Annotated in this window: 22 protein-coding genes and 1 pseudogene; 10 read left to right on the forward strand and 13 right to left on the reverse strand. The window is 41.4% G+C overall.

The window, feature by feature from the left end; translation table 11 throughout:
• Positions 1-126 precede the first annotated feature (126 nt).
• From FTU82_RS11330 to FTU82_RS11345, 4 genes and pseudogenes are all read right to left on the reverse strand, one after another.
• Positions 127-324 (reverse strand): annotated as a pseudogene (locus FTU82_RS11330) (IS3 family transposase); the annotation flags it as partial.
• 214 nt (positions 325-538) lie between these two features.
• Complete coding sequence (locus FTU82_RS11335) at positions 539-1,807, reverse strand: OprD family outer membrane porin (protein WP_075168036.1); 1,269 nt, start codon at positions 1,805-1,807, stop codon at positions 539-541.
• A 71-nt stretch (positions 1,808-1,878) separates the two neighbouring features.
• Positions 1,879-3,228, reverse strand: a complete 1,350-nt coding sequence (locus FTU82_RS11340) for an MFS transporter (protein WP_180101347.1) — start codon at positions 3,226-3,228, stop codon at positions 1,879-1,881.
• A gap of 411 nt (positions 3,229-3,639) precedes the next feature.
• Entirely contained in the window at positions 3,640-4,449 is an 810-nt protein-coding gene (locus FTU82_RS11345) for an IclR family transcriptional regulator C-terminal domain-containing protein (RefSeq protein ID WP_180101348.1), read from the reverse strand.
• Positions 4,450-4,603: 154 nt separating this feature from the next.
• Between FTU82_RS11345 and pobA the strand changes: the two genes are divergently transcribed.
• Positions 4,604-5,797, forward strand: coding sequence for a 4-hydroxybenzoate 3-monooxygenase (gene pobA / locus FTU82_RS11350; RefSeq protein WP_127801128.1), 1,194 nt, complete (start codon positions 4,604-4,606; stop codon positions 5,795-5,797).
• Between the two features lie 135 nt (positions 5,798-5,932).
• Here pobA and pcaU read toward each other — a convergent pair whose 3' ends face one another.
• Positions 5,933-6,757: an IclR family transcriptional regulator PcaU gene (pcaU, locus tag FTU82_RS11355; RefSeq protein ID WP_127801129.1), complete on the reverse strand. Its 825-nt coding sequence runs from the start codon at positions 6,755-6,757 to the stop codon at positions 5,933-5,935.
• A gap of 284 nt (positions 6,758-7,041) precedes the next feature.
• Between pcaU and FTU82_RS11360 the strand changes: the two genes are divergently transcribed.
• The 8 genes from FTU82_RS11360 (at position 7,042) to pcaG (ending at position 13,807) form a co-directional block, all read left to right on the forward strand.
• Positions 7,042-7,713, forward strand: coding sequence for a 3-oxoacid CoA-transferase subunit A (locus FTU82_RS11360; RefSeq protein ID WP_075168032.1), 672 nt, complete (start codon positions 7,042-7,044; stop codon positions 7,711-7,713).
• Between the two features lie 21 nt (positions 7,714-7,734).
• Positions 7,735-8,388, forward strand: a complete 654-nt coding sequence (locus FTU82_RS11365) for a 3-oxoacid CoA-transferase subunit B (protein ID WP_075168031.1) — start codon at positions 7,735-7,737, stop codon at positions 8,386-8,388.
• 106 nt (positions 8,389-8,494) lie between these two features.
• Positions 8,495-9,700: a 3-oxoadipyl-CoA thiolase gene (pcaF, locus tag FTU82_RS11370; protein ID WP_075168030.1), complete on the forward strand. Its 1,206-nt coding sequence runs from the start codon at positions 8,495-8,497 to the stop codon at positions 9,698-9,700.
• A 78-nt stretch (positions 9,701-9,778) separates the two neighbouring features.
• Positions 9,779-11,131 (forward strand): 3-carboxy-cis,cis-muconate cycloisomerase, encoded by a 1,353-nt coding sequence (locus FTU82_RS11375; protein ID WP_180101349.1) that lies wholly within the window; start codon positions 9,779-9,781, stop codon positions 11,129-11,131.
• 5 nt (positions 11,132-11,136) lie between these two features.
• Complete coding sequence (locus FTU82_RS11380; protein ID WP_127801131.1) at positions 11,137-11,919, forward strand: alpha/beta fold hydrolase; 783 nt, start codon at positions 11,137-11,139, stop codon at positions 11,917-11,919.
• Positions 11,920-12,002: 83 nt separating this feature from the next.
• Entirely contained in the window at positions 12,003-12,401 is a 399-nt protein-coding gene (pcaC, locus tag FTU82_RS11385) for a 4-carboxymuconolactone decarboxylase (protein ID WP_004892353.1), read from the forward strand.
• Between the two features lie 36 nt (positions 12,402-12,437).
• Positions 12,438-13,163: a protocatechuate 3,4-dioxygenase subunit beta gene (gene pcaH, locus FTU82_RS11390; protein WP_119879474.1), complete on the forward strand. Its 726-nt coding sequence runs from the start codon at positions 12,438-12,440 to the stop codon at positions 13,161-13,163.
• Between the two features lie 14 nt (positions 13,164-13,177).
• Positions 13,178-13,807, forward strand: a complete 630-nt coding sequence (gene pcaG / locus FTU82_RS11395) for a protocatechuate 3,4-dioxygenase subunit alpha (protein ID WP_075168027.1) — start codon at positions 13,178-13,180, stop codon at positions 13,805-13,807.
• Between the two features lie 125 nt (positions 13,808-13,932).
• Here pcaG and FTU82_RS11400 read toward each other — a convergent pair whose 3' ends face one another.
• Entirely contained in the window at positions 13,933-14,412 is a 480-nt protein-coding gene (locus tag FTU82_RS11400; protein ID WP_180101350.1) for a MarR family winged helix-turn-helix transcriptional regulator, read from the reverse strand.
• Positions 14,413-14,621: 209 nt separating this feature from the next.
• Here FTU82_RS11400 and FTU82_RS11405 point away from each other — a divergent pair, with 209 nt between their 5' ends.
• A complete protein-coding gene (locus FTU82_RS11405) occupies positions 14,622-15,680 on the forward strand; it encodes an aromatic ring-hydroxylating dioxygenase subunit alpha (RefSeq protein ID WP_180101351.1) in 1,059 nt (352 codons plus the stop codon).
• A 140-nt stretch (positions 15,681-15,820) separates the two neighbouring features.
• Here FTU82_RS11405 and FTU82_RS11410 read toward each other — a convergent pair whose 3' ends face one another.
• The 7 genes from FTU82_RS11410 to FTU82_RS11440 all read right to left on the reverse strand — a co-directional run bounded on the left by FTU82_RS11410 (position 15,821) and on the right by FTU82_RS11440 (position 23,651).
• Positions 15,821-16,210 (reverse strand): PaaI family thioesterase, encoded by a 390-nt coding sequence (locus FTU82_RS11410; RefSeq protein ID WP_180101352.1) that lies wholly within the window; start codon positions 16,208-16,210, stop codon positions 15,821-15,823.
• 48 nt (positions 16,211-16,258) lie between these two features.
• Positions 16,259-16,795 (reverse strand): DUF3237 domain-containing protein, encoded by a 537-nt coding sequence (locus FTU82_RS11415; RefSeq protein WP_180101353.1) that lies wholly within the window; start codon positions 16,793-16,795, stop codon positions 16,259-16,261.
• Between the two features lie 53 nt (positions 16,796-16,848).
• Entirely contained in the window at positions 16,849-18,102 is a 1,254-nt protein-coding gene (locus tag FTU82_RS11420; RefSeq protein ID WP_180101354.1) for an OprD family porin, read from the reverse strand.
• Between the two features lie 53 nt (positions 18,103-18,155).
• The gene (locus FTU82_RS11425) at positions 18,156-19,295 is read right to left on the reverse strand and encodes an acyl-CoA dehydrogenase family protein (protein WP_180101355.1); all 1,140 of its coding nucleotides are present in this window, start codon (positions 19,293-19,295) and stop codon (positions 18,156-18,158) included.
• Positions 19,296-19,367: 72 nt separating this feature from the next.
• Positions 19,368-21,254: a feruloyl-CoA synthase gene (locus FTU82_RS11430; protein WP_180101356.1), complete on the reverse strand. Its 1,887-nt coding sequence runs from the start codon at positions 21,252-21,254 to the stop codon at positions 19,368-19,370.
• A gap of 77 nt (positions 21,255-21,331) precedes the next feature.
• Positions 21,332-22,783, reverse strand: a complete 1,452-nt coding sequence (locus FTU82_RS11435; RefSeq protein WP_180101357.1) for an aldehyde dehydrogenase — start codon at positions 22,781-22,783, stop codon at positions 21,332-21,334.
• Between the two features lie 34 nt (positions 22,784-22,817).
• Positions 22,818-23,651 carry a p-hydroxycinnamoyl CoA hydratase/lyase gene (locus FTU82_RS11440; protein ID WP_180101358.1) on the reverse strand — a complete coding sequence of 278 codons (834 nt, stop codon included), beginning with the start codon at positions 23,649-23,651 and terminating at the stop codon, positions 22,818-22,820.
• Between the last annotated feature and the right edge of the window lie 241 nt (positions 23,652-23,892).

Raw genomic sequence — 23,892 nt, forward strand, 5'->3', positions numbered from 1 at the left:
TTGATGCCATTTTTCTTTATACTGTCACTGAGGCAGGTTGGACATTTGATTTCTAGAGTTATTCGCATTTCTCTATTTTATCAAAATTCAACCTGCTTTGTTTCAGCATACTTTTTGAAACACCACCGAAAATTGTTGTACTTTGATTGGATTTTGTTGATCCAAGTATTTTTGATACCAAACACGTAGTGTTTCAGGAGTACAGCCAATTTTAGGAGCAATTGCGGAAACTGCAGCCCAATTCGATGGATAATCTTTCTCGGATTCAATCAATAATTGAACCGCTCTTTCTCTGATTTCAGGGGTATATTTTAATTTTGTCATCGGGATAGTCTCTCAGAATATTGACTCTCCGACAAACCCGGTACGGTTCATTTTATATTTGGAATTGATTCTTTATGTTTTAAGTGTAATTAATACTATCTCAAAAATATTAATTTAATTTTAATATATTTCAATAAAAGTAAACTAGGATCTGACACTACTCTTTTGAATAATGTCCGATCAAAAACATTTATTTCTCAAACTTAAGTATGATTTACTTAAATTTCCAAGTGTAATCAATATTTACACGGGTTTCATTATCAGAGCGGAAAGCCATACCTGGTGCAGGCATATCATTACGATAATGACTGTAACGCGCGCGCAAGTTTAAGCCTTCAAGCTTACCTGTTGGAATGCGATAGCTTAAATCGAAATCTAGTGCATCTTGTTCAAATTCTTCGCCCGGTAGATTTCTAATTTCAATATCCACTCCTTTACTATAACGGGTCATAAATTTAAGACCATTAAGTGTCGTGTCTTTAAAATCGTAGTCATAACGGACGTGGTAGACTTTTTCATTAATATTCGTAAAGTCAGCACTCATACTGTCTAGGAATACTGCAGGTTCAGCCCCTGCTAATGTAGGTAGGGCAGTATCACCAAACGATTGCATATAGCCAAGGCTAAAGGTGTGATTGTTACGATTCAAACCGAAGATCCCGCTGAAGTGCTGGTTCTCGATATCACCTGCAAGGGCATCACCTGAATCTTCACTCACGAACAAACGTAAATCCGATAGGAAATTACCGATGCCAATATCATGTTTGGTTTTTAGACCCAAGAAACTTTGTTGATATACATCATGTAAGTCTGCATGAAAAATTTGTGTCGCAATCTGATCATTTACCTTATATTCAGCCCCTAACATATGCAGGCCAGAAGATTCAGCAGCAGTGTTGAATCGTCCATTAGGATTACCTACTCGAATTTTTTCATAGTTAGTAGAATCTCGCTGGTTGACACGGTCTGTATAAAGGGCGTGAATCTTCAAATTTTCTATTTCATTAAACTGAAGATGAGTACCACGATAGTTCTGCTGAAATAGACGGGCAGGGCTGGAAAATAATACAGGAAACATCGGTGTTAATGTCCCTACATGTAAAGTCGAGTCCTGTACTTTTGCCTTGGCGGTCCAACGGATTTCACCATATTGGTCAGCACGCTTTCTGTCAGGACCTGCTGGCAACAAACCCGAAGCAGCATAGTCATCAGCACTATTTCCTAATAAATTGAAACCGGCTAATGCCAGAATATCGAGTCCCAATCCTATCGTGCCAGGGGTATAGCCAGAATTAGCTTTAAAAATAAAACCTTGTGCCCAGTCACGCGCTGCAGGCATAGGATCACCTTGCTTATAATCCCGGTCAAAATAGAAATTACGTGCTGTCAATGTGATCTGTGAATCATCAGTAAAACTGTTTGCAAACGCAGGAGCTAAAACTACAGGCGAAAGTATCCCCAAAAAGATTGCAGAAAATCTCATAATATTGTCCCTATATATTTAAATAGAGCTGAACTTCATGTTCAGCTCATCATAATGAAGCGATAAAAGTGTTATGAACTTACAGTTGAGCTTTGGAAATTCAGTTGAGCTGCGTGTTTATTTTGTAATTTTGACAGGCTTAGAACAGTCATAATCGCAAGAACGAAAGCACCTGCATAGTAGCCATATAAGGTAAGTGAAGAAATTCCGCCATCGAGGAAAGCACCTGCCACTAATGGGGATAGAATTCCACCAATACGGCCAAAACCAATCGCAGAACCTACACCGGTAGCACGTACATCTGCTTCATAAATTGATGGTGACATGGCGTAAAGACCGGCTACACAGCCATTAGATAACACACCTAGGAAAACTGATAAAATAAAGGCAATAGTAAGAGTGCCAGTACTGTTCACAAAGAGCAGAATTAAGATAGCGGTTAATGCCAAGAAAACAGCTTGTACATAGAATACACGTACACGTGCACTGATTAGGCCGATCAGTGCTGCACCAAACATGCCCCCGGCACTGATCAATACTCCAGCGGTTACGCCTTGTTCAGTCGTCATGCCATTTGCAGACAGGATTTTTGGTGTCCAGCTCATAACGAAGTAGAAGCCAAACATTACAAAAAAGAAACTTACCCAAAGGAAAATGGTTTGTAGACCAAGACCTGCAGTGAATAATTTTGCAATTCCTATCTTGGGTTGTGCTGCATTAAACACAACTTTAGGGAGCTGATGAATACGAGTCAAACCAATACGTTGGCAGAGGTGATTAATACGATCCAAAGCATTTTTTGGTTGTTTAACCAGCAGGTAGTCAAGTGATTCAGGTAAAGTGAAGTATGCCACCACCAGCATTAACATGGTCGTTAAGCCACCTGCAAGGAACACCGAACGCCAACCGAAATGGCTGATCAAAGCAATGGCAATCATGCCACCAATAGTCGCACCAATTGCGTATCCGGTGGACTGTAAACTTACTGCTAGGCTTCTCCAACGTGAAGATGCGTATTCACTGGCAATTACATTACTGCTCGCCAAGATACCGCCAATCCCTAAACCAGTAATAAAACGCATAATACCGAGTTGAGTGGCATTCTGTACCAGTGAAGCAGCAATCATGCTGACACCACTAATTAGTAGACAAAGTAGGATTAATGGGCGACGACCAATTTTGTCTGCCCAAGGTGCCAGGAATAAAGAACCTGCACCCATACCAAATAGACCAGCACTTAATAAAGCACCGAGTTGTGAACCTGTGAGCCCCCATTCTGCTGATACCGATGATGCAGTGAATGCCATCACCAGCACATCGAAGCCATCGATGACATTTAAAAGAACACAGATACCGATAACAAACCATTGATACCGATTCATGGTTTTGTTATTCATTTCCTCACGAGGGTTCTGAACCATTTACTTTCTCCATGGAATCAGACACCTAAACCAGCATATACATCTACAAATAAACGTGATGAGTTTATTAGTCTTGTGTAATTTTTCTGGTTGAAAGGTGTCATCCTAGTAATGTTTAAGATGTCCATCGCAGATCAGAACCCGTCCATGTTCTGTTACTAAAGATTTAATTAGCCTACTTGCGATGTGCTGAATTTAGCATTTTTGGATCCAAATTCAAGTTAAAATATATGAAATAATCATTTTTTTGTATTAAATGGATCCATAGAATCTAGGAAATCATTGAATAATCGAGTGAAATACTAGGAATTAAAAAGTATGAATAGAGGTGTTCATTTTGTAAAAAAGGATACATACGATCAATCACTTAGTATAAAAATCATAAAATATCGTAACAATCACGCAATATCATCAAAGTATGGCACGTAAATCATGAGCAGTCTGTTTAAGCAATGGGAGAATATTCTGTATTAAATAATTGGCATTAATACGATTGCTTGAGCCAATACAGTTTAGCGCAGCTACAGTATCTCCCTGCATATTTAAAATCGGTACTGCCATCGCAGTGATTCCTAATTCATGTTCTTCTGTAGAAATACAGTAATCAAGCTGCCCGACTTCCTCCAATACTTTTAAAAACACTTGAGGATCCGTAATCGTATAAGGGGTAAGCCGTTTCAGGTTGAATCTATCCAGCCATCGCTGTTGGGCTTCAGTACTTAAACGTGAAAGCAGAATTTTGCCCGTTGATGTGGCGTAAGCAGGCAGGCGATTCCCCAGATGAACACCGAGCGGACTAAGTTTGCTGGTATCAGTTTGCGGAGCAATACTTTTTGCGACAGGGACGACTTCATGTTCATCTAGCACTGCAACTGAATAGCTTAAAGCAGTTTTTATACTTAAGAGATTAAGCATCGGTTGGGAAACTTTAGGTAAATACGCTGAACTGAGATAAGCACTGGAAAAGCGTAGCACTTTATAGGTGAGCCAGTAAAAATGTTCATCTGTATCAAGATAACCCAGAAATTTGAGGGTACGGACATAGCGTCGAGCCGCAGTACGGCTCAACCCGGTACGTTCTGCAATCTGGGTAACATTCAGCTTTTGACGTTCAGTACCAAAGCATTCAAGCAAACTTAAACCTTTGGCTAGCCCTGCAATGTAATCATCATATTGAATAGACTCATTATTATTCTCACTAAAAATTAAATCCTTGCGCAATTATATATCCCTCATTAGTTATTTTCTTAAATATCTTGTCCGATCATCGGACAAAAGTCACCTATTTCGGTAGGGATTGAGGCTAAAGTCTAGGCAGAAACATAAAAATTTCTTAGCTTGTAAAAAAGGATGGCTATTAAGGAATTGTCAGCATATGGAAATTTTAAATACTAAAGTCGCAATTATTGGTTCAGGTCCAGCAGGATTATTGCTTGGACAATTACTCTATAAAGCCGGTATTGATCATATTTTAATTGAGCAGCGTAGTGCTGAGTATGTAGCAAGCCGTATCCGTGCTGGTATTCTCGAGCAGGTATCTGTTGACCTTTTAGCTGAAGCCGGTGTAGATGCTCAACTCAGAGAAAAGGGCTTACCACATAACGGTATTGAAATTCTAACCAATGGTGAGAAACACCGTGTGGATCTAACCCAACTCACCGGAGGTAAGCAGGTCACTGTTTATGGTCAAACTGAAGTAACCAAAGACCTGATGCAAGCACGTACTGAAGCGCAATTAACGTCTTTCTACGAAGCAAGTAATGTACAAGTTCATGAATTTTATGGTGAGCAGCCTTCGGTGACATTTGAACATGACGGCCGTCAGGTCACAGTTCAATGTGATTTTATCGCAGGTTGTGATGGCTACCATGGTGTATGCCGTGCAAGTGTTCCTGAAGATAAAATCAAGACCTTTGAAAAAGTGTACCCATTTGGCTGGTTGGGTGTACTTGCAGATGTACCACCAGTAGCAGATGAGTTGATTTATGTACAATCTGAACGTGGTTTTGCATTATGCAGTATGCGTTCAAATACACGTAGCCGCTACTATTTACAGGTCCCATTAACAGACAAAGTTGAAAACTGGTCAGATGACCAATTCTGGGAAGAGTTGAAAAACCGTCTTGATCCTGAAAGCCGTGAAAAGTTAATTACAGGTCCTTCAATTGAAAAGAGTATTGCACCATTACGTAGCTTTGTAACAGAGCCAATGCGTTTCGGCAAATTATTCTTAGCAGGGGATGCAGCGCATATTGTTCCGCCAACAGGTGCCAAAGGTCTGAATCTTGCAGCATCAGATATCGCATTCTTGTCTAAAGCCTTGATTGAATACTATGACAATGGGTCAGAAGCGGGCATTGATAGCTATTCAGAAAACTGTTTAAAACGGGTGTGGAAAGCAGAACGTTTTTCTTGGTGGATGACACATTTACTTCATCGTTTTGAAACAGAAACTGAATTTGAACATAAAATCAAACAAGCGGAATTGAGTTATATTTTAAGTTCAGAAGCAGGTCAGACGACACTTGCTGAAAATTATGTTGGTCTACCGCTACAAAAAGCGAGCTAAGCGCTGTTTTTTAAAATATCTTCATTTAAACCCAAGGTTGTTTGGAACACATTGAGTTCATTTGAATCCGATGTGTTTTTTATTTTCGAGCATGAATTCTTATTAAAAACATGCGCATTATACGTAGAAAATTACTTAAACAAATTGACGGAATTCACGCGATGTTTGTTGCAGTAAAGGCAAAATATGCTGTTGTAAATATTCTTTACTGGTACGTCCAGTAGGAGATACGATATTTAAAGCAGCAACCACATCGGCACGGTGATTATAAATTGGAACTGCGAGCGCATGAACACCAAGTTCATGCTCTTCTGCTGAATAGCAAAATTCATCAGCACGAATTTGCTGTAATAGAGCTAAAAATGCCTGATTATCTGTATAGGTGTATTTGGTCAGTGATTTTAAAGGATATTGCTCAAGCCATTCTTGCTGTGACTCAGGACCTAAATAACTCAATAAAACTTTTCCTGCTGAAGTAGCATGCGCGGGTAACCGATTACCGAGATGTAAGCCATAAGGATTGACTCGATCAGTTTGTTGATGGGCGGCACTACGCGCGATGGTAATCGCCTCAAAACCATCCAAGACCATCACAGAGTAAATTAATGAAGTTTGCTGGGTCAGTAAATTAAGAAGTGGTTGAGCAATCTTGGGTAACTGTGCTCCACTCAGATAAGCCCCTGAAAATTTAAGTACTTTGGGACTCAAAGAATAAAAATGTCCATCAAAATCTAAATAACCAAGATATTCCAGTGTCAATAAATGACGACGTGCAGCAGCTCGTGTAAGTCCTGTCTTTTCAGCTGCCATACTAACGTTTAAACGATATCGATCATTGGCAAAGCAATCCAGAATCGCCAGCCCCTTACTTACTCCAGCAATAAAATCTTCATGACGAATTATTTTTTTATTTTCAGGATTCTGGATCAGCTGATCGCGGGCACCGTTATTGATTGTCATGTCAATTCCTTAATCTTCATATATTAATTCACTCACTATTTTTACAGTTGCTTTATTCAATTCTGAGAATTAATAAAATTTTTGTTCGATCATCGTGCAATGATTATGTAAACCGTACAAAACTATTTTTAAACCGTAGTCGAAAGCTTGGAATTTATCAAGAATAGATCACACAGAATCCTAAGGATTTTGGTTGGAATTTGTTCTCCGTCCAGAATGTGTTCAAACCAGAACCTTAGGTTCTCAAAATTTTTGTACTGAGTGGCAATACATGGAGTTATTTGATGATCGATAAAAGTTCTGCCTCACTGGTCGAAGCACTTTCACAAATCAAAGACGGATCTACCATCATGATCGGTGGATTTGGTACAGCGGGGCAGCCTGCTGAACTGATCGACGGTCTGATTGAACTGGGGATCAAAGATCTGGTGATCGTCAATAACAATGCCGGTAATGGCGACTACGGTCTGGCTAAATTACTCAAAGCTGGTGCAGTGCGTAAAATCATCTGCTCATTCCCGCGTCAGTCTGATTCCTGGGTATTTGACGAATTGTACCGTGCAGGAAAAATCGAATTAGAACTGGTTCCTCAAGGTAACCTGGCATGCCGTATTCAGGCTGCAGGTATGGGCTTGGGTCCAATCTACACCCCGACTGGTTTTGGTACATTGCTGGCAGAAGGCAAACCAACCATGAACTATGAAGGCAAAGACTACGTTTTAGAAAACCCAATTAAAGCTGACTTTGCTTTAATCAAAGCACAGCAAGGCGACCGTTGGGGTAACCTGGTTTACCGCAAATCTGCACGTAACTTTGGCCCAATCATGGCGATGGCTGCCGATGTCACGATTGCACAAGTCTCTGAAGTGGTTGAGTTAGGTGCTTTAGACCCTGAACACATCATCACCCCGGGTATTTTTGTACAACATGTTGTACGAGTGAAACCTGCACAGTAATCACGGATTAGGAGAAAAGAAATGAGCTATAGCAAACTGACCCGTGACCAAATTGCTGAACGTGTTGCACAAGACATTCCAGATGGTGCTTATGTCAACCTGGGCATTGGCTTGCCAACCAAAATTTCGAACTACCTGCCTTCAGACAAAGACGTGTTCTTGCACTCTGAAAATGGCTTATTGGCTTTCGGTCCGCCACCTGCAAAAGGTGAAGAAGATCCTGAGCTGATCAACGCAGGTAAAGAATATGTGACCTTGCTGGAAGGCGGTGCTTACTTCCATCACGGTGATTCATTCGCGATGATGCGTGGCGGTCACTTAGACATCGCGGTACTGGGTGCATTCCAAGTGGCTGAAAATGGCAACCTGGCTAACTGGCATACTGGCGCACCGGATGCGATTCCTGCGGTAGGTGGTGCAATGGACTTGGCCGTAGGTGCGAAAAAAGTCTTTATTACGACCGATCACGTGACTAAAAAAGGCGAACCGAAGATTGTCGCTGAATTGACTTATCCTGCAACAGGCTTGAAATGTGTAGACCGTATTTATACCGACCTGTGCGTGATTGACGTGACAGATGAAGGCATGAAAGTGATTGAGAAAGTCGAAGGGCTGTCATTTGAAGAATTGCAGTCGATGACGGGTGCAAAACTAGTTGATGCGACTCAAGGTTAAAAAATCCCTCCTGACCTTCCTTTGAGAAAGGGAGGAAAAGTCCTCCTTTATTAAAGGGGGATTTAGGGGGATTTAGGGGGATTAAAAGAATCAAAGGATTAAATAAATGAAAAACGCATACATCATTGATGCCATCCGTACCCCATTCGGCCGTTATGCCGGTGGACTGGCAGCTGTCCGTGCAGATGACCTGGGTGCGCTGCCAATTAAAGCCTTGATGGAACGTAATCCAGCGGTGAACTGGGAACAGGTTGATGACGTGATCTATGGCTGTGCCAATCAGGCTGGTGAAGACAACCGTAACGTCGGTCGTATGTCTTCTCTGCTTGCAGGCCTGCCTTATCAGGTACCAGCAACGACAGTAAACCGTCTGTGTGGTTCATCAATGGATGCAATCGCAATGGCAGCACGTGCGATTAAAGCTGGTGAAGCCCATCTGATTATTGCCGGCGGTGTAGAAAGCATGTCGCGTGCCCCATTTGTCATGGGTAAATCTGAATCTGCTTATGGCCGCAGCCAGAAGATTGAAGACACCACCATGGGCTGGCGTTTCATTAACCCGAAACTGAAAGAAATGTACGGCGTGGACACCATGCCGCAAACCGCTGAAAACTTAGCGGAACAGTTCAAAATCAACCGTGAAGATCAGGACAAGTTTGCCCTGACCAGCCAGAAACGTACTGCTGCTGCGCAAGCACGTGGTTTCTTTGATAAAGAAATCATTGCTGTGGAAATTCCACAACGTAAAGGCGAACCTGTGGTTGTTGCTAAAGATGAACATCCACGTGCATCGACTACTACAGAAGCTTTGGCAAAACTGAAACCTGTGGTGAAAGCTGACGGTACGGTGACTGCAGGTAATGCTTCCGGGATTAACGATGGTGCGGCTGCTCTTTTGATCGCATCTGATGAAGCGGTGACTAAACACGGCTTAAAACCACGTGCCAAAATTATTGGTTCAACGGTTGTTGGTGTTGAACCACGTATCATGGGCTTTGGTCCTGCGCCTGCCATCCAGAAATTACTGGCTCAAACAGGTTTGTCTTTAGAGCAGATGGATGTGATTGAGCTGAATGAAGCTTTTGCTGCTCAAGCTTTGGCATGTACACGTGACTTGGGTATAGAGGACGGTTCAGAGAAAGTCAATCCAAATGGCGGTGCGATTGCATTGGGTCACCCACTGGGTGCTTCAGGTGCGCGTTTGGTGACAACTGCACTGAACCAGCTGGAACAGACTGGTGGCAAATATGCACTATGCTCAATGTGTATTGGTGTCGGTCAAGGCATCGCTTTGATTATTGAACGTGTATAAATTTAAATACCTTTCATTTTTTGCTTAAAAACAAAACAATGAAAGGTATTTAAAACGAGTTAGAAAAAGGATATTCAAATGAGCCAATTGTACGCAAGTCTATTTTACCAAACTGAGATTACTGCAATATTTAGTGATGAAGGGGTAGTGCGTTATATGTTGCAAGCAGAAGCAGCATTGGCTCAAGCTCAGGCAAAAGTGGGTGTGATTCCTGCTTCAGCGGCAGCAAATATTGTATACGTTGCCCAACAACGGGTGAATGAGATCATTGACTTTACTGCGCTTGCAAGTGCATCAGGACTTGCTGGAAACATTGCGATTCCCTTTGTGAGACAATTGACGGCTGCGGTTAAAAAAGTCGATAAAGATGCTTCGCGCTATGTACATTGGGGGGCGACAAGCCAAGACATTATTGATACTGCATGTGTTTTGCAGTGTCGTGATGGCTTAAATTTAATTGAGGCTAAACTCATCCAGGCGATAGCAGCAACTCGAAACTTGACCGAACGCTATCGTGACCAAGTCATGATTGGTCGGACATGGTTACAACAAGGCCTACCACTAACCTTTGGTCATAAAACTGCCCGCTGGTTAGCAAGTTTGCAACGTGATCTTGAACGTGTACAAGCACTTAAAAACTCTACACTCACTGCACAATTGGGTGGAGCCGTTGGCACACTTGCGTCACTTATTGATCAAGGCAGTGCAGTTGTAAAGGCGTTTGCAACAGAACTTCAACTCAATGTCCCGGATTGTACTTGGCATGGCGAACGTGATCGTATTGTGGAAATTGCCCATGTGCTTGCCACAATTACAGGGAACTTGGGCAAGATGGCACGCGATTGGTCACTGATGATGCAAACCGAAATTGCAGAAGTGTTTGAACCCAGCGGAGCAGGACGTGGCGGATCATCGACGATGCCGCATAAACGTAATCCTGTTGCAGCAGCCTCAATTCTGGCAGCAGCCAATCGTGTCCCTGCACTCATGTCGAGTATCTATCAAAGTATGGTTCAGGAACATGAACGTAGTTTGGGGGCCTGGCATGCTGAGTGGCTGGCACTGCCTGAAATCTTCCAATTGTGTGCTGGTAGCCTGCAACGCGCGATAGAAGTTTTTGAGGGCCTGGAAGTACAGAAGGACAATATGTGCCGCAATCTAGAATGTACTCAGGGCTTAATTATGGCAGAAGCCCTCATGATGTCTTTGGCACCAAAGTTAGGCCGACTCAATGCCCATCATGTGGTTGAAGCCGCATGTAAACAGGCAGTTGCTGAACAGCGTCATTTATTAGATGTAGCACAAAATCATCCTGAAATTTTAGCTGTATTTAATTCGGAACAATTAAGCCAGATTTTTAATCCACAAAATTATTTAGGTAATACCCAGCATCAGATCGATGCAGTATTGCAACGTGTTCAAGGAAAATAGTCATCATGACACTTATCAATAATCGTAATGGCCAACAATTGGCAGTTTACACTTTTGGTGATACCGCTCATCCAGCTCTTATTTTTTCGAACTCATTGGGTACAGATCACGGCATGTGGCAGGCTCAAGTTGCTGCATTTGCTGAAGACTACTTTGTGATCTGTTATGACACCTGCGGTCATGGTAAAAGTGCGGTCATTGAAAATATCACGCTGAGCGACTTAGCTAATGATGTCATTGATATTCTTGATCACTTCAAAGTTGAAAAAGCGCATTTTTGTGGTATTTCGATGGGCGGAATCACTGGTCTGCAATTGGGTTTAATCGCGCCACAGCGTTTCCTGAGTATTACCATTGCCAATTCAGCGGCGAAGATTGGACAAGCTGAAGCATGGTTATCACGTGCAGATGCGGTCGAAGAACAGGGATTGGCCGATATTGTCAGCACAACACACACCCGGTGGTTCAGCAACAAATTTGATTATATCCACGATCGCCTTGCACAGCAGACCATTCAAAGTTTGTCGGTGACACCGCCGAAAGGCTATGCAGCATCGTGCCGCGCGCTTGCAAACGCAGACTTACGTGACCAAATTGCCAACATTGAAGTGCCATGTTTAGCACTATGTGGTGGCTTAGATCCGGTCACGACCGTGGCAGATGGCGAATTTATGCAAGCGCATATACCGAACTGTGAGATTGCGGTGCTAGATGCTTCACATTTATCAAATATTGAGGTACCACAACAATTTAACCAAGTCCTTGCCGCGTTTATTGCAAAGCATTGATTTGAATTCAGCGTCATTATGGAATGAAGGTGTTCCTCAGACATTTTCACTCCGCCTTATCAGCGTTAAAGAGTGTATTGATCATGAATGATGAAGAACGTTACAAACAAGGAATAGAAGTGCGCACGGAAGTGTTAGGTGAAGCACATGTCGGACGCTCTTTGGAAAATTTAAATGACTTTAATGAAGACTTCCAAAACTTCATCAGTCGTTTTGCTTGGGGAGAAGTATGGTCACGTCCAGGTTTACCACGTCATACCCGTAGTCTGGTAACTATCGGTATTTTGCTCGCATTGGGTCGTGAAGCTGAGTTACGTATGCATATTCGTGCATGTTTTAACAATGGCGTGACCAAAGATGAGCTTAAAGAGCTGTTTTTACATGCTTCTTTATATGCAGGTTTACCCGCTGCAAACGCTGCGATGCATATGGCAGAGGAAGTTTTTGTAGAACTTGGTATTGCACCGACAAAACTTAAATAACGGACGATTTTTTTAGGATTGAACAAGGAGAGATTCATGATTCAGAATCAACTAGGCGCTTATGCGCAACGTAATACGGATGATCATCCACCGGCCTACGCACCGGGTTATAAAACCAGTGTGCTTCGTTCGCCGAAAAATGCACTCATTTCAATTGCGCAAACACTGACTGAAGTAACGGCACCACATTTCACTTCAGAACTTTTAGGGCCTAAAGACAATGACTTGATTTTGAACTATGCCAAAGATGGTTTACCTGTTGGTGAACGTGTCATTATTCATGGTTACTTGCGTGACCAATTTGGTCGCCCGGTTAAAAATGCCTTGATTGAAGTCTGGCAGGCAAATGCTTCTGGTCGTTATCGTCATCCAAATGACCAATATATTGGTGCAATGGATCCTAACTTTGGTGGTTGTGGTCGTATGCTGACGGATGAAAATGGTTTTTTCATTTTCCGTACCATTAAACCGGGTCCATATCCATGGCGTAACCGAATTAATGAATGGCGTCCTGCACATATTCACTTCTCGGTAATGGCAGATGGCTGGGCACAACGTCTCATTTCGCAATTTTATTTTGAAGGTGATACCTTAATTGACAGCTGCCCAATTCTAAAAACGGTTCCTTCAGAACAGCAACGCCGTGCTTTGATTGCCTTGGAAGACAAGAGTAATTTCATTGAGGCTGACAGCCGTTGCTATCGCTTCGACATTACTTTACGTGGTCGCCGCGGAACTTATTTTGAAAATGAATTAACGTGATAAGGAGCATCATGATGAACGGTTGGAATTTCCAGGAATTACATGAAACACCATCTCAAACAGGTGGTCCATACGTCCATATTGGCCTGATGCCCAATCAGGCAGGCATTGAAGTATTTGAGCATAGTTTTAATAATCAATTGGTTAAAGCTGAAACTCAAGGTGAACGTATTCGCCTTGAAGGTCAGGTATTTGATGGCCTCGGTCTACCTTTACGTGATGTATTGGTTGAAATCTGGCAGGCAGATACAAATGGCGTCTATCCAAGTAAGGCAGATATTCAGGGTAAACAGGCTGATCCACATTTCTTTGGTTGGGGCCGTGCGGCTGCAAACTTTGAAACGGGATTATGGAGCTTTGATACCATCAAGCCAGGCGCTGTACCGGGGCGTAAAGGTGCCCGTCAGGCACCGCATATTGCTTTAGTCATTTTTGCACGTGGTATTAACTTAGGTTTACATACCCGTATTTACTTTGATGATGAGGCAGAAGCCAATGCTAAAGATCCCTTGCTGAATGGAATTGAATGGGCGCCACGTCGTCAGACTTTAATTGCCAAACGTGAAGAATGTAATGGTGAAGTGGTTTATCGTTTTGATGTACGTATCCAGGGTGATAATGAAACGGTATTCCTAGATATCTAAGCATTCGATAGAAAGTGCTAAAATGACAAAAGGTCAGCATTTGCTGACCTTTTTAGCGAGAGATATTTCAAGATAAATAACTTATGAAATGTCAACAGACCCTATTTAAATCATAAGGTTGATAGTTATTTTTGAATATATTTTTCTATAAAAAATTCATTAATATCATTAATTTCACAATTTAAAATATTTAAGATCCGAATTAAATGCTCTTGATCTTCGTCAGAAAGTACCTCTAAAATTTTTTCTTCTCGCTCTTTGGCTACTTGATACATTTTTTCATACATGATTAGACCAGCAGATGTGAGCGTATTTTTTTTCACACGAGAATCTTTTTTATCTACTGTCATTTTAATATAACCACGTTCTTGGAGTTTTGCCAAAGAGCGACTCACAGCGCTCTTATCCAGTCCAATAACATGACAAATTCTACTTGCAGGAATATTCTCTTCAACTGCTAAAAGAGAAAGAATGCGCCAATCAGTGACTCCCATCTCAAATAAAAAAGCATACAATTGTGATGCACCATTCGACATCTTATTTGAAAAAAAGTTAATTAAAGCAGGAATATATCGATCTAATTGCAGTTTAAGTGAAGTATCCATACAGTGTGTATCAAAAAGTCTTTTAAACACTTTAACATGGTTTGTTAATATATTGTTGTTGTGTCAACTAATTGGTTGACTTGGCAACTAATATGACCTATTTTTATTCATATACACTTTATTCTGTATTAAAAAAACTCATATTTTTTAAATCAGGATAATTGTATTTAAGGAAAGCATCAGAATCATTACAAAAAGGATGTAGTGCTATGAATAGTGGTCGTCAAATTAAGCTAGTAGATCAAGAAAGCTCAACAAGCAGTCCTTTCCCGAAAGATCAGTGGTATATCATCGCACTCTCTAAAGAGCTTGGAGATAATTTAATTGGGCGTAAAATTTTAAATATTCCAATGGTTATCTTCAGAGATAAAGAGGGTAAAGCTGTGGCACTAGAAGATCGCTGTTGCCATAGGGGGATGCCGTTATCCCAAGGACTTTTGGAGCAGGGTAAAATTCGCTGTAGCTACCATGGATTGTTATATGATGAAAATGGACACTGTATAGAGGTTCCAGGGCAGAATAGGATTCCATCAAAAGCAAAAATCAAATCATTTTATCTTGAAGAAAAACAAGGTTTGATTTGGTTGTGGTATGGAAAGGAAGAAAGTGTACCTCTCATAGAAGCACCAGATTACCCATATCATGATGATCCAGATTACTTATATGATGGAGATCGATATCATTATCAGGCGCCTTACCAGCTCATTCATGATAATTTAATGGACTTAAGCCATTTAGCCTATGTTCATTTAAAAACTATTGGTGGTAATGCAAAAGCTCATATGAATGCGACCATGAAAACCAAAGTGATAGGTAATCAAGTTATAGTCACACGGCATATGCTCGAATCGGACCCACCGCCAACCTACAATATGGCTTATCCGTTTAAAAATAAAATAGACCGTTGGCAAGAAATTGATTTTCGCGTTTCTCATATCCGTATTTGGACAGGAGCCATAGAAGCAGGTGATGACTCCCTAGAGAATCCAGATCGCAAAGGATTTCATATGAGGGGGTTTCATGCAATTACGCCTGAAACAGAGAATTCTTGTCATTATTTTTGGACCATGTCGACCAATCCTAAACATGACCGCGAACATATTGCAAAGCTCGTTATTGATCAGACAAAACAGACTTTTGATGAAGATAAAGAAGTGATAGAAAACCAGTACAAGAACCTAAATGATTTTAATCATCCAGAGATGATCGGTATACATATTGATGTGGGTTTAACCCATGCCCGCCGAATCATTCAGTCTTTAATTTAAACTTAAAATAATAAGTTTTATGTATTTAGGCTAATTGCAACAGTAGGTTATTTAGTTTTTCGTCTACTGTTGCAGATAAGGTCCTCAGTATTTAAACTAGATAAAATAGCTATGGTGATCAGCTCACTTTTAAAGTTATCTCAAGTCAGAATAATGAAAGAGGCACTGGTTTTTGCAACCAGTTTATTATGTTGCCAAGCTTCACTTTCGATACTTAAAATTTTACGCCCTTCTTTAATAAACCAAGCTTTAGCCTGGACTTCACCGACTTCACAGGGTCTAAAAAAATCCATCGATAAATTAATCGTCGCGGCAGGTTTTGCAGTCTGATTCAGCGCTGCCAAAATACCCATCGCATCATCGAGCATGGCGCAAATCATACCGCCTTCAACGCTACCGCGCGGATTGGTAAAGCTTTCAAGAGCTATGTAGCTCACGGCTATTTCACGTTTTTCTGTATCCCAATGAATATTATGACCACCTAATAAATGATGAATGGGTGGTAGTTGTTCAAGAATCTTGTTTTCCATAGTGATGAATCCTTCAATCTTTACAAATATTAATTTTTTCTCATTCTTTTATCTTAAGGTAAAGGCATCATAAACCACCGCCTTGCCTAAACGCATGGCACTGCCTACAGCTAGGGTCTGGTTTAACCAAGCATATTGGGGTGCACTGGTTTCGAATTGCATGGTCAACTTGAAATAATATTGGGTTGGATCGACATCTTTACCTGTACTTAACTGTTTCAAAACTTCAGGTGAAGCATGTCGGTAACCTTTGGTCTGTAAATAAATCAGTGCACCATCATCGGTTTGCAAAAGATATCGTGTATCGATAATAGCCAGTCCTTTGCTATCTACGATTTGCCAGTCTGCGCCATTGTTGAGAATACGACCTTTAAGAGAAGGACCTTCAAAAGTACCGCCAGTAATCGGAATAATTCGTCTTTGTCCCATATCTGCCGTTTTGCCTAACTCCCAAACGGGGGCATTTAATTCAACCTTGAAGGTGGCCAGAGGTTCAAGTTTAAGTGGTGGGGGCGAAAATTGTGTATCTGCATGACTGAGTATAGATAAACTTAGGCCGATCCCAATGCTAAGTAAATATTTCATTTATCATCCTTTAAAATAAAAAAGGCCCTGAAAACTCAGAGCCTTTGAATCTATTATTTAAATTTCCATGTGTAATCAATATTGATACGGGTTTCATTGGCCGGTTTAATGTTGGCAGTGATCGGCATATCGTTATCATAAATGGCATAACGTGCACGGAGGCCAAGATTTTTTAGAGGACCTGTTTGGACGATATAACCAATATCGAAGTCGAGTTCATCTTCTTCAAAGTCAGTACCCCCGAGTTGCGGCGCATAAATATTACTACCATGGGTATAGCGGGTCATAAAACGTAGGCCTGGTACATAATCTTTAAAATCATATTCATAACGTGCACTGTAGACACGTTCTTTGGCATTTAAGAACTCACCTGTCCATGTATCAATCATCAAGCCTGTTTCACCACCTGTTAAATAAGGGAAAGCGGTATCCCCTAGATGGTGGAAGGTCGAAAGAATGAATTTATGATTTTGATGTTTAAGTTCTGTGTGACTATGGATCAGATTATTATCAACTTTTCCTGCTTTTGCAGCACCATCGGCATCACTCATGTAGTAACGCAATTGACTTGTCAGCACCGTATCATCTGTAAACCCATGTTTATAGGTCAGACCTAAAAGCGATTGATGATATAGATCATCAACATCCATATGGAAGGCGGTCAGTTTTAACGGTTGATTGGTTAAGTCGTAATGACCACCGACATAGTACAAATGATCGGTTTCTGCAGAAATATAACGACCATTCACCCCAGAAATTTTAATTTTTTCATAATTGGTCGAATCACGGTGATTGACCTTGTCGATATATGAAGCTTGTAGATCAAGCCCTTTTATATCCTTAGACTGAACAGCAACCCCTCGATAGGTCTGTGGTAATAAACGAGCAGGGGAACCGACAAGCACTGGTGTCATCGGTTGTAAAGTACCAACGCGAACTTCGGTTTGAGCGACTTTTGCCTTGGCTGTAATCCCAATTTCACCATATTGGTCAGCAGGTTCGTTACTGCCGACAGCACGTGGTAAATTTCCTGTACCACCATATTTGGCATCGGCATCTAATTTAAAACCTGCTGTGGCAAGAATATCTAAACCAAATCCAATAGGACCTTCGGTATAACCTGATTGTGCTTTTAGAATGAAACCTTGGCTCCAATCTTTTAGTGCCGGATAGCGATTTTCAACTTGGAAATCTCGATCGAAATAGAAGTTACGAGCTGTTAAATCCACTTTGCTCTGATCAATAAAATTATTAGCAAATGCGGGTGTGGTCAAAAGTAAAAGTGGTGTAATCCATATTTTTTTCATGTTTATTTCATCCTGAAACGATGTGGAATATATTGTTTTAAGTCTGGTGTGTTTTATTTCCCCAAGAGCTCGCGCGCTACGATCTCTTTCATAATTTCGTTGGTTCCTCCGTAAATTTTTTGTACACGCGCATCAACAAAGAAGCGCGAAATTGGATATTCCTGCATATAGCCGTAACCACCAAAGAGTTGCAGAAGTTGGTCAATCACTTCGCATTGTGTGTCAGTAATAAAACATTTCAGTGCTGCAACTTCAGTCACGCTTAAAGCATCTTGTTGATATAAGGCTTTACAACGCTCGACAAAGGCTTCGGCTGCAAGTGCTTTAATTTGTGCTTGTGCAAGTACAAAACGTGTATTTTGAAATTGCGCTAATGCTTGGCCAAAGGCTTTACGTTCAAGCACGTATTCTTTGGTAATTTCGATCGCACCTTGAATTGATCCCAACGCCATCAGTGAAATACTCAAGCGTTCTCGTGGTAACTCTTGCATTAAATAGCTAAAACCATGACCTGCTTGTCCTAAAAGTTGATTTTTCGGGACACGAACTTGGTCGAAAAATAGTTCAGCAGTATCTTGTGCGTGAAGTCCAATTTTTTTCAGGCCACGGCCTTTTTTCACGCCATCTAGATGCGCATCGACAAGTAAAATAGAGATGCCTTTGGCTCTTGCCTGTGGATCGGTTTTTGCGACCAACACAATTAAATCGGCATGATGGCCATTGGAAATAAAGGTTTTAGAACCATCGACCACATAATGGTCACCTTCTAAAATAGCTTGGGTGCGAATTGCTTGTAAATCTGAACCGGCATTGGCTTCAGTCATTGCAATTGCCGTGACCACTTCGCCTGAGACCATTTTGGGTAACCAATATTGTTTTTGTTCTTCGCTGCCAATATTTTGGATATACGGAGAAACCAATTCACTTTGACCGCCAATCCCGACAGCTAAAGCAGTAAAGCCAGCTTTTGCTGTTTCTTGTACTAACATTTGTGAATAATGAATCGGTGCACCGAAACCTCCGTATTCTTCAGGTACATCGACGCATAAAAAACCATTTTCCCCAAGTTTGTGCCAAAGTTCACGAGGGATTAAACCTTGTTCTTCCCATAATTCATAAAATGGTGCTACGTGTTCAGCTAAGAAACGCTGGTAGTTGTCACGAAACAACTCAAAGTCACTATCTTTTTGCATGGAATTATCCTTAATTTGGATGCAATGGTCTAAGCAGCACTCACAAGAGTACTGCTGAATTTTAAAAATGGCTTATTGTTTGAGGGTTGGAATACGAATGATCAGTGGATTATTAATCTGCTTTTCATACAGTTCCTGTACCATCGCTGCACGACGTTTTAAAATGCCACTCTGATTTAAGTTGCCTTTATCGGTGGTTTCACCGGCATCGAGCTGAGGCGCTTCAGTCATTAAATACAACATTGAGACCGTATTTGAACTTCCGGTGGCATCTTTATTGAACTCAAGCAAGAACTGTTTAAACCAATGCTGTACCTTCGGATGAGTCAATATGTCATCTGCAGTCGTCGTGTTGAAATCAAGCCCTGCATAGTCTGCACATGCGGCAAGTTTCGGGAAAATTAAGAAACCAATCGCATTTAGATTTGATCCAGTCACACAGACATCTTGAATCAGTAAATTACCGTTAATTAAGACTTTATTACGTAGTGTACCGACATTGACGAATGTTCCTGTGTTCAGTTTAAAGTCTTCGGCAATACGACCGTCATACATCAAGCCTTGACTTGGATCTTTTTCATCGACGAGTTTGACGGCATCACCAGTTCGGTAAAAACCTTCTTCATCAAAAATTTCGGCTTGTTGCTCTTGAGGCAGACGCCAATACTGTTTCATGACATTTTTGCCACGTACACAAAACTCAAGTTTGTCACCATATGGAGTTAATTTAACTTCGCATCCTGGTGCTGGGTAACCGATAAAGCCCGCCATTACTTTAGGTCCTGTCGTAAACACGCATGAAGGTGCGGTTTCGGTCATTCCTAAACCACTCATAATACGGATACGTTCACCACAGTGTGCTTGTGCAATTTGATCTAAACGATTCCAACCCGCTTCAGATAATGCAGCACCTGCAAAGAATAAAACTTTGACACGGCTAAAGAATTTTTCGCGAAGTTCAGCATCTTGTTCAAGTGCAACGGTGATTTCTTCCCAACCTTTTGGCACATTTAAATAGACAGTAGGTGCAATTTCTTTCAGGTTACGAATAGTTTCTTCCATTTTCCCTGGGACAGGTTTGCCATCATCAATGTAAATTGTGCCACCGTTATAGAGTGCAATTCCCACATTGTGGCTACCACCAAAGGTATGATGCCATGCTAACCAATCGACCAAAATAGGCGGGGTTTCTTCAAATTCAGGGAAAGTTTGCAACAACATTTGTTGATTGGTACACAGCATTAAATGCGTTGTTGGTACTGCCTTCGGCATTTTTGTAGAGCCGGAGGTGAATAAAAACTTTGCAATTTGATGCTCATCAATGCTGTCATAATGTGCTTTGATATCGGTGATATCTGATTCAAGTAGTGTGGAAAATGCAATACATGGCTCACCACCAACTTGACCTGATGTGGTCACCACTGCAATATCATCGGCATTTCGGCAGTGATTGATTGCTGCTGCAAAAGCATCGCCATCGTTGGCAAATACCAAACCTGGTGTTAGCGTATCAAATACATGTTTCAGCTTACCAAAGTCTTTTGAAATCAATGAATAAGCAGGAGAAATAGCAGAGAAAGGAATACCTGCTAACATGGCACCCATCGAAAGTGTTAGGTGTTCAAGGTCATTGCCAGACAAAATGACAATTGGACGTTCAGTCGATAAATGAGAATACTGTTTTAAGCTCTGTGCAATACGCCATGCACGATCTACGGTCTCAGCATAGCTTAGTTCAATCCATTGTCCTGAAGGACCACGTTTTGCTGCAAAGATACGGTTTGGATGTGTCTCTGCATATTGGAGTAAACGATCTGTTAATTTTTGTGGATAGGATTTGAGTTGTTCCTTGGGAGAGATATATAAAGCGCCATTTTTATATTCAGCGTATATTTCATGACTACCTAATTTAACAAATCGTTCAGGATATTGATGTGTTTGAACCGTCATGTTCGACATTGTTATTACTCCATGTATTTTTATCTATTCTTTTTCAACGAAAAGAGTTGACGTCATGTCAACTCTTTATGTTTTCGTTAAATAGGGTAGTGTCTCGGGCTTGTTTGCATGGTGATCCAACGTAGTTCAGTGAACTCTGCCACGGAAACCTTACTACCGAATCGACCATAGCCACTTTGTTTCACACCACCAAATGGCATTTGTGCTTCATCGTGAACAGTTGCCCCATTGATATGACAAATCCCCGAATCAATTCGTTTTGCGACTGCAAGCGCTAAGCCTAGATCTTGGCTAAATACTGCTGCAGACAGACCAAACTCTGAGTCATTAGCAAGTTCTACTGCTTCATCTACGGTTTTAAAGCGTTGTACTGTGCAAACAGGACCAAAGGATTCTTCGGCATAAAGTTGCATATCTTGAGTGACATCGACCACGATTGTCGGTTGCATAATAGCACCGTCTATGTGTAAACCGAGCGGTAAATCTGCGCCTTTTTCACGTGCATCTTCAATTAACTTACTAATACGTGTCGCGGCCTTCAGACTTTCAAGAACACCAAGTGGAGCATCACTTGTCAGTGGATTACCTGCACGAATGGTTTTGACTTTTGCTACGAGTTTTTCAATAAATGCATCGGCAATTTTTTCATCGACCAAGACACGCTCTGTCGACATACAAATTTGTCCTTGGTTAAAGAAGGCACCGAAAGTCACTGCATTGACAGCTTCGTCTAAGTCCGCTTGTTCAAGCACAATCACGGGTGCTTTACCGCCGAGTTCAAGTAATACCGGCTTTAAATATTTTGCTGCATTTTCAGCAATGATTCGTCCGACATGGGTCGAGCCGGTAAAGTTAATGCGTTTGGTCAGCGGATGACTAATCAAACGCTCAACAATTTGAGGTGCATCCTGAGCTGCATGGGTAATCACATTGACGACCCCATCGCCAATCCCTGCTTCATGTAAGACTTCCCCAATCAAGCGATGCGTCGCAGGGCAAGCTTCGGATGCTTTGAGTACCACCGTGTTGCCACATGCAAGAGGCATCGCCAAAGCACGTACTGCAAGAATCACGGGAGCATTCCATGGTGCCATCCCAACGATGACACCACAGGGTACACGGATGCCCATTGCCATATTGCCAGGCACATCTGATGGAATAATACTGCCATCAATTTGTGTCGTCATGGCTGCAGCTTCACGTAGCATATTGGCTGCAAGGTGAACATTAAAACCATACCATGTAGCAGTTGAGCCTATTTCATGAATCGCAGTTTGAATAAATTGTTCAGTCTTTTGATCCATTAAATCTGCCGCTTTGAGTAATTTTAAACGACGGGCTGTTGGAGAAAGGGCAGACCATGTTTTAAATGCCTCATGTGCTGATTCAATTGCACGATCGACATCATCTAAGGTTGCAGCCGCACTAATAGATGCTACAGAACCATCGATAGGGCTGATGCGTTCAAAAGTTTGTCCTGAACTTGCTGCGACGGATTGACCGTGAATAAGTAACTGTACGTTTTGCATGGTGAATGTTTCCTTACATGTCCATCATGGCTGCTTAAGCAGGGCGTTTGTAGGCTTGAAGACCAGGTTTAATTGACTTGTCATCAAGGAATTGTTTAAGACCTTGTGCACGACCGCCTTCATCGTCACGGTGATTACATTGATCCAATTTTGCGTATAAGTAGTCTTCGTTTTGTTCCCAAGTCAGTTCGCGGCAACGTTTGAAACCATTTTTCGCAGTACGTAGTACCACTGGATTTTTCTCAAGCAGGTTGTTGGCAAGTTCAGTTACTTCGGCACGTAATTGTTCAAGTGGAACGCTTTTGTTAACTAAGCCCATGTTCGCAGCTTCAACGCCTGAGAAGGTTTTTCCGGTCATGATGTAATACATCGAAGTGCGGTGACCCACAGTATCAGCCATTGCTTTGCTTACAAGGTTGCCTGGTGGAATACCCCAGTTGATTTCTGATAGACCAAAGGTTGCTTCATCTGCTGCAATAGCAAGATCACATGCAACAAGTGGAGAGAAACCGCCACCGAAACACCAACCGTTGACCATTGCAATGGTTGGTTTTGAGTAGAAACGAAGTAGGTGCCACTGCCAACGTGACGCATCACGGCGAATACGCTCTTGGAAGATTTCAGGTTGGTTATCAACTTCACGGAAGTATTCTTTTAAGTCCATACCCGCTGTCCATGAATCACCTGCACCAGTTAATACCAATACACGTGCTTCAGGGTCTAATTCTAAAGTTTCGAGTACATCAATCATTTCTTTGTTCAATGTTGGACTCATTGCATTTTTCTTTTCTGGGCGGTTTAACGTGACCCATGCAATACCTGCATCTACTTGTACGTCAACGGTTTCCCAGCGGTTTTGATAAGACATGTGTTACTCCTTGATGTTTGATTTATGTCCTGATGAGATTAAAGATAATATCAGTTAAACTTACATTCAAGCCTTTTTTTGCTTTTTTTAAATATTTTTTATAAATCCATGTAAAACAAAGTAATTAATATTTTATTTGTAACTTTGTGAAAATATATATTGATTAAATTATAAGTTTAGGTGATATTTTTGCTGTTGCTAGGACGGAAGCAATACATAGGATATGTATAGATTAGAAATC

The organism is Acinetobacter sp. YH12151 (assembly GCF_013418355.1).
In the GTDB taxonomy this organism is placed as follows: Bacteria; Pseudomonadota; Gammaproteobacteria; order Pseudomonadales; family Moraxellaceae; genus Acinetobacter; species Acinetobacter pseudolwoffii.

Bases quoted from the DNA above. Each gene is read 5' to 3' on its own strand.
- FTU82_RS11335 (WP_075168036.1), bottom strand. From the start codon at position 1,807: ATGAGATTTTCTGCAATCTTTTTGGGGATACTTTCGCCTGTAGTTTTA.
- FTU82_RS11340 (WP_180101347.1), bottom strand. From the start codon at position 3,228: ATGGTTCAGAACCCTCGTGAGGAAATGAATAACAAAACCATGAATCGG.
- pobA (WP_127801128.1), top strand. From the start codon at position 4,604: ATGGAAATTTTAAATACTAAAGTCGCAATTATTGGTTCAGGTCCAGCA.
- pcaU (WP_127801129.1), bottom strand. From the start codon at position 6,757: ATGACAATCAATAACGGTGCCCGCGATCAGCTGATCCAGAATCCTGAA.
- FTU82_RS11360 (WP_075168032.1), top strand. From the start codon at position 7,042: ATGATCGATAAAAGTTCTGCCTCACTGGTCGAAGCACTTTCACAAATC.
- FTU82_RS11365 (WP_075168031.1), top strand. From the start codon at position 7,735: ATGAGCTATAGCAAACTGACCCGTGACCAAATTGCTGAACGTGTTGCA.
- pcaF (WP_075168030.1), top strand. From the start codon at position 8,495: ATGAAAAACGCATACATCATTGATGCCATCCGTACCCCATTCGGCCGT.
- FTU82_RS11375 (WP_180101349.1), top strand. From the start codon at position 9,779: ATGAGCCAATTGTACGCAAGTCTATTTTACCAAACTGAGATTACTGCA.
- FTU82_RS11380 (WP_127801131.1), top strand. From the start codon at position 11,137: ATGACACTTATCAATAATCGTAATGGCCAACAATTGGCAGTTTACACT.
- pcaC (WP_004892353.1), top strand. From the start codon at position 12,003: ATGAATGATGAAGAACGTTACAAACAAGGAATAGAAGTGCGCACGGAA.
- pcaH (WP_119879474.1), top strand. From the start codon at position 12,438: ATGATTCAGAATCAACTAGGCGCTTATGCGCAACGTAATACGGATGAT.
- pcaG (WP_075168027.1), top strand. From the start codon at position 13,178: ATGAACGGTTGGAATTTCCAGGAATTACATGAAACACCATCTCAAACA.
- FTU82_RS11400 (WP_180101350.1), bottom strand. From the start codon at position 14,412: ATGGATACTTCACTTAAACTGCAATTAGATCGATATATTCCTGCTTTA.
- FTU82_RS11405 (WP_180101351.1), top strand. From the start codon at position 14,622: ATGAATAGTGGTCGTCAAATTAAGCTAGTAGATCAAGAAAGCTCAACA.
- FTU82_RS11410 (WP_180101352.1), bottom strand. From the start codon at position 16,210: ATGGAAAACAAGATTCTTGAACAACTACCACCCATTCATCATTTATTA.
- FTU82_RS11415 (WP_180101353.1), bottom strand. From the start codon at position 16,795: ATGAAATATTTACTTAGCATTGGGATCGGCCTAAGTTTATCTATACTC.
- FTU82_RS11420 (WP_180101354.1), bottom strand. From the start codon at position 18,102: ATGAAAAAAATATGGATTACACCACTTTTACTTTTGACCACACCCGCA.
- FTU82_RS11425 (WP_180101355.1), bottom strand. From the start codon at position 19,295: ATGCAAAAAGATAGTGACTTTGAGTTGTTTCGTGACAACTACCAGCGT.
- FTU82_RS11430 (WP_180101356.1), bottom strand. From the start codon at position 21,254: ATGTCGAACATGACGGTTCAAACACATCAATATCCTGAACGATTTGTT.
- FTU82_RS11435 (WP_180101357.1), bottom strand. From the start codon at position 22,783: ATGCAAAACGTACAGTTACTTATTCACGGTCAATCCGTCGCAGCAAGT.
- FTU82_RS11440 (WP_180101358.1), bottom strand. From the start codon at position 23,651: ATGTCTTATCAAAACCGCTGGGAAACCGTTGACGTACAAGTAGATGCA.